Source organism: Nostoc sp. CHAB 5836, assembly GCF_020829445.1.
In the GTDB taxonomy this organism is placed as follows: Bacteria; Cyanobacteriota; Cyanobacteriia; order Cyanobacteriales; family Nostocaceae; genus Nostoc.
Genome location: NZ_JAIVFV010000202.1, coordinates 1 through 10,643 on the forward strand (window position 1 = coordinate 1; position 10,643 = coordinate 10,643).

A 10,643-nucleotide genomic window follows, 5' to 3' on the forward strand; every position below is an offset into this window, starting at 1 on the left:
AACACCAATAGCAACACCAACACCAATAGCAACACCAACACCAATAGCAACACCCACACCAATAGCAACACCGACACCAATAGCAACACCAGTACCAATAGCAACACCAATAGCAACACCAACACCAACACCAACACCAACACCAATAGCAACACCAACACCAACACCAATAGCAACACCAACACCAACACCAATAGCAACACCAACACCAACACCAACGCCAACTATCGAATTAACCGATATTGCGAATCATTGGGCAGGTGGGTTTATTCGGGAATTAGTAAAATTGGGGATAGTTAATGGTTTTCCCGATCGCACATTTAAACCCGATGCAACGATGACACGGGCACAATATGCGGCATTGCTGGTAAAAGCTTTCAACCCATCGCCAAACCGTTCCGCGATCAAATTCAAAGATGTACCAGCAGACTTCTGGGCATCCAAGGTAATTCAGCAGGCATATCAAGGTTTATTTCTCTCTGGTTTTCCCGACAATACTTTTGGCCCCAACAAAAATATCCAGCGCGTCCAAGTGATTGTCTCCCTGGTGAATGGACTGGGGTTGTCTAGTGATGGTACGGCAACTATCCAAGTTTTCGATGACCAAGCCAAGATTCCTGAATATGCCAAGGATGAGGTAGTCAAGGCTATAGACAAAGAAATTATCGTTAATCACCCAAACTTGAAACAACTCAATCCTACCCGCGATGCTACACGCGGTGAGGTAGCGGCGATAGTATATCAAGCTTTGGTAGATGCTGGGCGTGTAGCAACGATCAACTCACCTTATATAGTCACTGCTTGATTAGTCATTGGTCATTGGTCATTGGTCATTGGTCAAAAAGAGGAAAAGGGGCAGGGAGCAACGTGAAACCGCACGTCCGCCAGTCCGCCAGGGATTGTAAATCCCTGTCTTATAGCTCAAGTCATCTGAAGATGACTAAAAATATCACCAAAAATCCCTAGTCTACTTCAGTAGACTTGCACTATTAGTCAGGGAATTATATTCCCTGGCGGGTGAACAACACCCAATGAGTACGCTATTTTTGGCAAAAGTAGACACCTATGGGCATAGCTGTGCTACTACACCCCGCGATATAATGCTGTATCGCACCCAACTGAGAACCGCTATAGTTCAAGGCTAACAGCAAAAGTCATCTGAAGATGACTAAAATATCTCCAAAAATCTTTAGTCATCTGAAGATGACTTTTACTATCAGCAAGGAACTTCAGTTCCTTGCGGGACATAACTTTTACGTTAAGTTGCCACCTTCTGTACTTATTGCCATCTTCCAGTAATAGAATTAATAGCGAAGCCTTTGTAAAGCCTTCAACTATCAAAAGACGGAAATTTAGTAGCAGATTTGACTAAGTGTAAAAAGAACGAAAATCTGGATTCAAAGTAAGCTTGTAGCATATAAAACCCTTGTAAAATTTTTATGACTTCCCGGATTCGCTTTTTAATGTGCCCTCCTGATCACTACGACGTGGACTATGTGATTAATCCTTGGATGGAAGGGAATATTCACAAATCATCGCGCGATCGCGCCGTGGAACAGTGGCAAGGACTACATCAAATCCTTAAACAATACGCCATTGTAGACTTAGTACCACCGGAAAAAGGCTGGCCAGATTTGGTTTTTACTGCCAACGCTGGCTTAGTTCTGGGCGATAACGTCGTCCTCAGTCGCTTTTTGCACAAAGAACGTCAAGGAGAGGAGCCTTTCTTCAAACAATGGTTTGAGGCCAATGGTTATACAGTCAACGAACTTCCCAAAGATTTACCTTTTGAGGGAGCAGGAGACGCACTGCTGGATCGGGAAGGACGCTGGTTATGGGCGGGATACGGTTTTCGCTCAGAATTAGATTCTCATCCTTATCTAGCTAAATGGCTGGATATTGAAGTGCTATCCCTACGATTAATAGACGAACGTTTCTATCACCTGGATACTTGCTTTTGTCCCCTAGCAAATGGCTATTTGCTTTATTATCCCGGTGCTTTTGATTCTTACTCCAATCGCTTAATTGAAATGCGAGTCGCACCAGAAAAGCGAATCGCACTTGTGGAAGCCGATGCAGTCAACTTTGCTTGTAATGCGGTGAATGTGGATAGCATCGTCATTATGAACAAAGGAAGTGATGCTTTGAAAACCCGCCTTGCAGATGTGGGTTTCCAAGTTCTGGAAACACCTTTGACGGAATTTCTCAAAGCTGGTGGCGCGGCTAAATGCTTAACTCTGCGGGTTACAGAACCAGTTAGAGATGAAATTCATGCCAATGTCTCGGTAGAAAGCCGCGTCATTCGGATGGAAGGACATTTGCTAGATGCTGGCTTAATTAACCGCGCTTTGGATTTGATTATAGATGCCGGGGGAAGTTTCCAAGTCCTGAATTTCAACTTGGGAGAACAGCGACAAAGTACCTCAGCCGCAGAGGTGAAGGTATCAGCGCCATCCCATGAAGTGATGGAAGAAATTATCTCTCGATTGATTGATTTGGGTGCAGTAGATTTACCCCAAGATGAACGAGACGCCAAACTGGAGCCTGTGATTCAAGATGGCGTAGCGCCTGATGATTTCTACGTCAGTACTATTTATCCCACCGAAGTGCGGATTAGTGGTCAGTGGGTGAAGGTAGAAAATCAACGGATGGATGGCGCGATCGCCATTACTCAAACTCCCACGGGCTTCGTTGCTCGGTGTAAAATACTCCGGGATTTAGAAGTTGGCGAACAGGTAATTGTAGACGTGTTAGGTATCCGCACCATCCGCAAAACTGAATCGCGCGAACTCCGCAGCACCCAAGAATTTAGCTTTATGTCGGCGGGAGTTTCCAGCGAACGGCGTGTGGAATTGGTCGTTGAGCAAGTGGCTTGGGAATTGCGTAAAATCCGTGATGCTGGCGGTAAAGTAGTTGTCACGGCTGGGCCCGTGGTGATTCACACTGGTGGCGGCGAACACTTGGCGCAACTGGTTCGGGAAGGATATGTGCAGGCGTTGCTGGGTGGTAATGCGATCGCAGTTCACGACATCGAGCAAAATATCATGGGCACTTCCTTGGGTGTAGACATGAAGCGGGGTGTCGCTGTCCGTGGTGGACACCGCCATCACCTGAAGGTAATTAATAGTATCCGCCGTTATGGCAGCATTCCCAAAGCTGTGGAGGCAGGAGCAATTAAAAGTGGCGTGATGTATGAATGTGTCCACAATAATATACCTTTTGTGCTGGCGGGTTCGATTCGGGATGACGGGCCTTTGCCTGATACCCAAATGGATTTGATTAAAGCACAGGAAGAATATGCCAAACACTTAGAAGGTGCGGAGATGATTTTGATGCTGTCATCGATGCTGCATTCGATTGGGGTGGGCAATATGACTCCGGCTGGTGTGAAAATGGTATGTGTGGATATTAATCCAGCTGTGGTGACTAAGTTAAGCGATCGCGGTTCTGTGGAATCGGTGGGTGTGGTGACGGATGTGGGTTTGTTCTTGAGTTTGTTGATTCAGCAGTTGGATAAGTTGACTAGTCCTTATGTTAATAAGGTAGGTTAAGAAACGAACCGCAGAGGCGCAGAGGGCGCAGAGAAGGGGAGATGACAAGAGTAGCTTTCAGTGAAGATTTGCAGATTAATTGGGTCAGTTTGATTGCTGATTTCTTGTTGGTAGGGATGGTTTTTGGCCCGCCTATCGCTCCCTTTTTGGCTGCGTCTGGGGTGTCTTTGCTTGCTGAAATTGCGGACATCATTTATTTCATGGGTAATCATGTCTGTCCGCAACCAGATATGGGGTTAGATTTAGCACCACCGTTTATTATGGCTGTGTGTATGCGCTGCTACGGCACTGTCACGGGTTTGCTAATTACTCGTCTGTTGTATGGGGTAACTGGCGGTAAGGGATTTTACTGGTTAAGTCCGTATGGCTGGAGTGGTATAGCTTTAGCAAGTGTGCTGATGATGGCTTACCCTTTGGAATTGGCAGCACAAGTTTTTGGTTTGTGGAGTTTTAATAATTATGTAGTCACGCCTTTTGGGTTAATTACGGGTTTGGCGTGGGGATTGTTTACTATGCCTATTTTACATGGGTGGCATGGTGCTAAAACTAGCTTGACCAAATTGTAAGTTTTATCGCACAACTTAATAGGGTGGATTAATTTTTGTAAGTCGAAACAATTCCATTGTCAGCCGAAACAATTCCATTGTCAGCCGGAACAATCCCATTGTCAGCCGGAACAATTCCATTGTCAGCCGGAACAATCCCATTGTGAGTCGAAACAATTCCATTGTCAGCCGGAACAATTCCATTGTCAGCCGGAACAATGCGACAAATGAAAGATGGGTGTTTGCAAGGTAATTTAATAACTTTACCGATGTTTGGTGTAGTTAAAGTTATTTTGCATCGCCCAATACCTGACGGATTTAAAATCAAAACAGCATCAGTAACGAAAAAAGCTGATGGTTATTATTTAACTCTTAGCTTGGAGGAGGACTTAAGTCAAATTAAGTCAAATTAAGACCCGGCGAATGGAATTCGCGGCTACACAAACGAAGTCCGCCTTCGCGGACTAAGAGGCTGTTTCAAAAGTAATTGGCTGTGGTTTTAAGTACTTCTAGATCCCCCCTAACCCCCTTCCCGACGCTCTAAGGGGGAAAATTCAAAGTCTCTCTCCTTAAAGGAAGAGAGAAATAGAAGTGAGGTTTTCCAGATGACCTGAATTGTCAGGGCCAAATTAGGGTTATGTTCTGCGCCGGAAACGTTGATTTTACGCACTATACATATTATGGTTAATTTGTATAGTGCGTAAGTCGTACTAATAGCCCTTTCAAGGTGAGTAAAAATTTTGGTCAATAAATTCCTCTTTAAGCTCTATACTCCGTGTATGCTGCGCCAAACAAGGTTAAATAAATTACTTTTGAACCGCAGAGGCACAGAGAGCGCAGAGAGAAAAACAGAGATTTTACGAGTCACCTTGAAAGGGGTAGTCGTACTAACTCGCGAAAAAATGGGCGAACTGGGAGTGATTATTCTGGGTTAGAGCGAACAAATTTTGGGAGCCTCGAACTTATCGCTGAGGTTCGGGGCCAGATCGAAATAATTCTGTCCCAGGGCGATCGCACGAAATGCCTTATTATTCAAGTCGGCCAAAATGCTTCCAGTGACGTTGGCTTCCTTTGTATAGATTTCCAGATTCTTGTTGGCTGCTGCAACGAAATCCGTTCCAGCAAGGATTCGAGTCGGGTAGCGGTTGAAAAATTTCACGTAGAGAGCTCGTTTTTCGGGGGTGTCGAAGTAGGCTTCGGCAATCACAGTCCAGGAGATATCTAGGTATAGATTGGGATTTTTGTCGAGGAACTCTGACATTAGCTTGATGTGTTCTTTCGGATTCATCTTGGTTAACTCGCGGGATAGCCCCATGTGCATCCAGACGATTTTATTCTTGGGGTACAGCCGCAGAACTTCCCGCATCAGGGCGAGATTCTTGGTGGGGTTGTTATTGTCGCCGAGATCGGAGTGGAGTGAGATCGGGATACCACGCTTCTGGAGAATCACCATGAAATCTTTCCATTGAGCAATATCTTCGATACTTGCTGGCTCGTGGCCATTACCTCGCAATGCCTCTTTATGTAGGTTAACTTCGCCCATCCACTGAAACAGACCCGGGTATTCGGCATCCAAGAGTTTAATTCCGGCGACGACACCTTGGGGATTGGCAAGATCGGAAAAGGTCATGGATAGGGCAACATGAGTGTTCTTTTGGGGAAACTCGACGTAGTTGGCAGCGTTTTCAAAGTCATTCTTGATGCTAGGTAAAGCATTTGTGCCAATACAGTCGAGGTAATAAGTACATTTGCTGTCGTAAGGCAGCGTCTGACCGATTCCGTACAACAAGACGAATTGGACTTTGTTTTTGTCGAGGTAGCTCATCAACTCTTGATATGGGATGCTTGATCCACCGAAGGGTTGAGGGTGCAGGTGAAGGTCTGTAACCGCAGTCTTTGGCTGAGTGCTACGATTGTAACAAGGTCTCAATTTATTGAGTTTCTCGAACATTCCTAGAGAGCGTGTTCCCTGGGCCTCTTTGGCGCTGGCTAAGTAAACTGATTGATCTGACAGATAGATGGTGAATCCGACCGTGATAATCATTAATGCTAAGTAAAACAAACTCCGCATAGTGCGCATAAACTTTGATTCCTTTTTTTACTTTTGAGTCTAGATAGAATAACTTGTGCAAATTCGAGGCGATCGCTATCAAACAACATTAATCATCAATTGATACCTTGATGGCGAAACAAAATAGCCTGAAATGATTACAGGTTAAAGAATCTGGGAATTTATTGTAAAACAACAAGAGCCTTCATTCGTAATAAGTTTCGTTTACAAAAAAAGGCTCCAGCGCTCAGGGCAGAAGGCAGCTATGTAACAATACCCTTGGGTTAAGCCCAAAAAATAAAAATGTGTAGGTTGGGTTGAGGAACGAAACCCAACCTACAACGGGCATTTGTTGGGTTTGACTTCGTTCAACCCAACCTACAATTATCCACAAAGCCAAGCGTATTGCTATATAGCGGTTCTCGCTTGGATGCAATACAGTTTGACCTCACTTCCATTCCTCTCTCCTAAAAGGAGAGAGGCTTTGAATATTACTCCCCTTCCCTTGCTCTTAAGGGGCTGGGGGTTAGGTCTGTATTCCATGCAATTGAGAACCGCTATATATGCAGCTTCACAAAGAAACGGTATAAGATGATTTCGTAGTGAGGGCCGAAGCCCTCACTACGAAATGTCTTTAATGCGTGAATTTTGAATTGTTAATTGGAAGTCCCCTAAACAAACACTAGAAACCTTGAATTATTCACGCCGCTCTACTTATCTTGGGGGGTAATATTGCGGATTCATCACTGGAGATTGATAACCATTTGTGGGTACAGTACTTCCCATGCTGTTGGGTAGAGGATTGGCAATAGGGGGCTGATAAACACTCATGGGCACGGTGCTTGTTGTACCGTTGGGTAAAACAGGACTCACAAAAGTGGGCTGATAACCATTTACGGGTACTGTGCTTGTGGTAGTTTTGGGTGTAAGAGTCTTTTGACTAAACTCTCGGTAAGCAGCACTAGAAATTGAGCTAATCAGATTTTCGGCGCGAGGGTCGTTATTAGGGCGTTGTACCATCACAGCTGCTATGTAGCGCTTGCCAGTTGGAACAACAATTAAACCTGCATCTGCCAGCATAGTACCAATATCACCCGTTTTGTGGTATATTCTCGCGCCTGTTCCCAAACCCGATGGTAGCAGAGTGTCTTTTTGAGTCCGACGCAAGATATCGAGCATTAAATCGCGTGATGGCATACTCACTAAATTTCCCTGACTCACGATCGCCATCAAATTTCCCAATTCCCTCGGACTAGTGGTGTTTGTCCCCTGCAAATCTGGAAGTTGATTACGAATTCTGGTGGTTGTCAATCCCCAAGTGCGGAAACGCTGGTTTAAAGCTTCTATTCCTCCCAGTCGCGCAATCAGCATATTTGTCGCTGTGTTGTCGCTGATGGTAATCATTTTCGTGGCGATTTCTAATGCAGCGTACTGGGTTCCGGCTGGTTTGCTTTGCAAATCTCCCGAACCCTGAGCAACCATATCCTCTTCTATAGTCAGCATTTCATCCAGGCGAATTTTCCCTGCATCTAGATCCTGGAAAAAGGCAATCAGAATCGGCACTTTTATTGTGCTAGCCGCCGGGAAACTGTTTGAGCCATTGACATCTACATAACTACCAGTATCCAAATCGACTAAGAAAACTCCGGGTGTAAGATTTGGGTTGTCGTCTGCCAAATTTTGCACGGCATTTTTCAAAGAGGTAATTTCCTGGGATAGGTATAGGCTCGAAGATGCAACTGGGGGGGCTTGGGCAGGCTGTGGTTGCGATCGCCCCACATTACTATTAGATTGCGGCGCAGAAGTTGTGCTGATGCGATTAGCCGGGTCTAATACGGACAACGCCGTGCCCACAATTGCACCCATGCCAACACCCACAATCAATAACCGCACAACATACAATATAGTTTTCGCCATTGGCTTTAACCGCGTCTTCCGCGATGAGCGCTTGCCTATTTTTGGCTTTTCCGTCCGCACTGTTTTAACCATCACAGCACCCGGACGGAAGGGAGGAATTTTTCCCTTTATAGTAGGTATTGGTTTGACTGCGGCTGGCATGACTAACCCCGATTTTACCCGGCGTCTAGCATCAGGGGTTGGGGGGGGACTGATGGGATTTTTTGGGCGTGTTAGCGCCGCTTCTTTGCCAGGTACGCCTTGCTGCTGGCTGTTAGCTTTAACTTTCTTCTTTACCACTTTTTGAACTTTTTGAGGCAACTGGCGGCGATTTAAGGGTTGACGCCGCGAGAAAGCTGTTAGTTCGTCACTTGACTCTGACACTGTTACTCCTTGTGACCCACTTGACTGTTTTCTTGCAGACTCCTGCCCCAAAACTTAATATTTAAGCAAGATTAATACTCAATTTCCACTTTGCCACTAAGTAACATTTTTGTGTTTAGTTTAAGCTATATTAAATTTTTTGGGGGATGATGACGTATATATTAAACAAATAATTACAAGTTTTCACCATCTCTCTGGCTTTTAAGGGCCCATTCTACCTGCTGTAAAATCCCTCGCAGCATGGCTACTTCTCCAGTTTTCAGATGAGCGCGATTATATAGTTGGCGAAATTTTTCCATGCGACTAGCCGCCGTATGGGGATATACATAACCAATTTTCAGTAATAGTGATTCTAATTGTTGATAGTATGCTTCCACAACTTCTATTGGTGCAAGTTCAGTTTGGCGTAAGGTCTGAATTTTAGGTTGTTCTGCACATTGTGACAATTCATAACAACAGATTGCTACGGCGGTAGCCAAATTTAGGGCTACATAATCTGGACTTGTGGGAATCCCAACAAAGCGCTGTGCATAATTTAATTCTTCATTGCTTAATCCCCGGTCTTCTCTGCCAAAAATTAGTGCTGCGGGTTTTTCTGGTTCCTCTAGTAACCAGGGTAGTGCAGTGCGGGGGTTTTCTAAGGGTGTTTCCCAACTCCGAACCCGACCAGTTGTAGCGATCGCCCTGACACATCCATGCAATGCTTCTGGTAAGGTCGCCACTAATACCGCAGATTCTAAAATTTCTTTACCATGAACAGCCATCATCAAAGCTTCCGCCGATTGCGGATCGCATTGGGGATTTACTAATACTAAATGATCTAGACCAAAATTTTTCATCACCCTGGCGATCGCCCCGATATTTATCGGCCCAGCTGGCTCTACCAACACAATTCTTAATCCAGCCAAGCTCATTTTTTCCCTCCGGCGATCGCACTAGATAATACTTACAGGCTAATTCTCAGCATTGGATGTTATCCTGAAAAGTCACATAACATTGTAACTTTAGTAAACTATGAGCTATACTTTTTCTTTTTAGTTGTAGACTGAGTAACTCTTGACTCCACAGTAAACTCCGGGATTTCCTGGAGTTCAGTTTCGCACAAACTATACTGCTCACAAACTAAACTTAAGCGATTTCCGGGAGTCTTCACAGCGTTAACCGAATGGGTTAAATCGCCTTGAAAGTAAAGTAAAGTATTGATTTGGGGTTTAATTTGACCAAGTTGGCGTTTGTGCGATCGCAATACCAGTTCTCCCCCTTCCATATCACTAGGTACTCGCACATAAAGGACACTGACAACCGCAGGTGGTTCAATGGTTTTGGAGTAGGAACGTAAAGACCGATCAATATGCGGATCAACGCGGGAGCCTTCTTTTAGCTGTAAAGGATTGAGGTAAAAAGCATTACAATTCGGCTGGAGAGCTAAATCTAGGTAAAGCTTGAAGTAGGGAAACTGCTGTTCTACTTTGGGTAATCCAGAACGCTGAAACACTACAGAAAATCCTTTAGTGGCGACAAAATCGCGGTTGAGGTTGTTGATTGCAAAGTAAGGACAAGCTTGGATTTCTCCCCACAAGTTGTTTAGATAGTCGTTGGGGAAGGCGTTAGGTTGTTGTTGATAGTGTTTCATGATCGATGTGGTGGAAATATTTCCCTTGACACCTATGGGTGGTACTGTGCCCCTATGGGTGTATCTCACGTAAACGAGAAGCGCTGTTATTGATAACTAAACTTAAAATAAAATCCTAGTACATAGTGAGCGATGAATCGGTCACTATAGCGGTTCTCGCTTGGATGCAATACAGTTTGACCTCTCTCCAAACCTCTCTCCTTTTAGGAGGGAGGCTTTGAATATTACTCCCCTTCCCTTGCAGGGAAGGGGCTGGGGGTTAGGTCTGTATTCCATGCAATTGAGAACCGCTATATATACTAGGATTATCAGGACTCAGGGCTATTTTATTCTATAGGACTCATATTTGATTTTTGAAAATATACGTAGGGTGTGTTAGCGCAGTACGGCACCATTCTTAAGGGTAGAGTGCGTTAGCGTTTCGCGTAACGCACCCTACAAATACTAATTTTGTTAGCTAAGAGGATGTTTTAAAAGTCAAAACCAGTCAAAAATCATGCCAATCGTCTGACCATAATCCGAATCATCGCAATATAGATAAATGTCTCCGAGGTTTGGGGTAATCTTTCATAATCTTTACTTAA

8 protein-coding genes and 2 pseudogenes are annotated in these 10,643 nt (G+C 44.6%); 4 read left to right on the forward strand and 6 right to left on the reverse strand.

The window, feature by feature from the left end:
* The 3 genes from LC605_RS27490 to LC605_RS27500 form a co-directional block, all read left to right on the forward strand.
* The coding region (locus tag LC605_RS27490; protein ID WP_229550657.1) for an S-layer homology domain-containing protein at nt 1–805 on the forward strand (805 nt) is incomplete at its 5' end.
* A 634-nt stretch (nt 806–1,439) separates the two neighbouring features.
* A complete protein-coding gene (locus LC605_RS27495; RefSeq protein WP_229550658.1) occupies nt 1,440–3,551 on the forward strand; it encodes a TIGR00300 family protein in 2,112 nt (703 codons plus the stop codon).
* 41 nt (nt 3,552–3,592) lie between these two features.
* Nucleotides 3,593–4,117: a DUF2085 domain-containing protein gene (locus tag LC605_RS27500; protein WP_229550659.1), complete on the forward strand. Its 525-nt coding sequence runs from the start codon at nt 3,593–3,595 to the stop codon at nt 4,115–4,117.
* A 15-nt stretch (nt 4,118–4,132) separates the two neighbouring features.
* Here LC605_RS27500 and LC605_RS27505 read toward each other — a convergent pair whose 3' ends face one another.
* A complete protein-coding gene (locus tag LC605_RS27505) occupies nt 4,133–4,279 on the reverse strand; it encodes a hypothetical protein (RefSeq protein ID WP_229550660.1) in 147 nt (48 codons plus the stop codon).
* A 41-nt stretch (nt 4,280–4,320) separates the two neighbouring features.
* Here LC605_RS27505 and LC605_RS27510 point away from each other — a divergent pair.
* A pseudogene (locus LC605_RS27510) lies at nt 4,321–4,482 on the forward strand (RNA-guided endonuclease TnpB family protein); the annotation flags it as partial.
* A 545-nt stretch (nt 4,483–5,027) separates the two neighbouring features.
* On the opposite strand, the gene LC605_RS27515 reads toward LC605_RS27510, so the two are convergent.
* From LC605_RS27515 to LC605_RS27535, 5 genes and pseudogenes are all read right to left on the reverse strand, one after another.
* Nucleotides 5,028–6,176 (reverse strand): amidohydrolase family protein, encoded by a 1,149-nt coding sequence (locus LC605_RS27515; RefSeq protein WP_229550661.1) that lies wholly within the window; start codon nt 6,174–6,176, stop codon nt 5,028–5,030.
* 684 nt (nt 6,177–6,860) lie between these two features.
* Nucleotides 6,861–8,426, reverse strand: coding sequence for a serine hydrolase (locus tag LC605_RS27520; RefSeq protein WP_229550662.1), 1,566 nt, complete (start codon nt 8,424–8,426; stop codon nt 6,861–6,863).
* A 173-nt stretch (nt 8,427–8,599) separates the two neighbouring features.
* Nucleotides 8,600–9,340, reverse strand: a complete 741-nt coding sequence (locus LC605_RS27525; RefSeq protein ID WP_229550663.1) for an RNA methyltransferase — start codon at nt 9,338–9,340, stop codon at nt 8,600–8,602.
* Nucleotides 9,341–9,438: 98 nt separating this feature from the next.
* Nucleotides 9,439–10,059: a 2OG-Fe(II) oxygenase gene (locus LC605_RS27530; protein ID WP_229550664.1), complete on the reverse strand. Its 621-nt coding sequence runs from the start codon at nt 10,057–10,059 to the stop codon at nt 9,439–9,441.
* Nucleotides 10,060–10,553: 494 nt separating this feature from the next.
* Nucleotides 10,554–10,643: pseudogene (locus LC605_RS27535) on the reverse strand (IS5/IS1182 family transposase); the annotation flags it as partial.

Excerpts from the sequence above, each read along its gene's own strand:
- LC605_RS27500 (WP_229550659.1), top strand. The coding sequence starts at position 3,593 with ATGACAAGAGTAGCTTTCAGTGAAGATTTGCAGATTAATTGGGTCAGT.
- LC605_RS27525 (WP_229550663.1), bottom strand. The coding sequence starts at position 9,340 with ATGAGCTTGGCTGGATTAAGAATTGTGTTGGTAGAGCCAGCTGGGCCG.
- LC605_RS27530 (WP_229550664.1), bottom strand. The coding sequence starts at position 10,059 with ATGAAACACTATCAACAACAACCTAACGCCTTCCCCAACGACTATCTA.
- LC605_RS27505 (WP_229550660.1), bottom strand. The coding sequence starts at position 4,279 with ATGGAATTGTTTCGACTCACAATGGGATTGTTCCGGCTGACAATGGAA.
- LC605_RS27495 (WP_229550658.1), top strand. The coding sequence starts at position 1,440 with ATGACTTCCCGGATTCGCTTTTTAATGTGCCCTCCTGATCACTACGAC.
- LC605_RS27515 (WP_229550661.1), bottom strand. The coding sequence starts at position 6,176 with ATGCGCACTATGCGGAGTTTGTTTTACTTAGCATTAATGATTATCACG.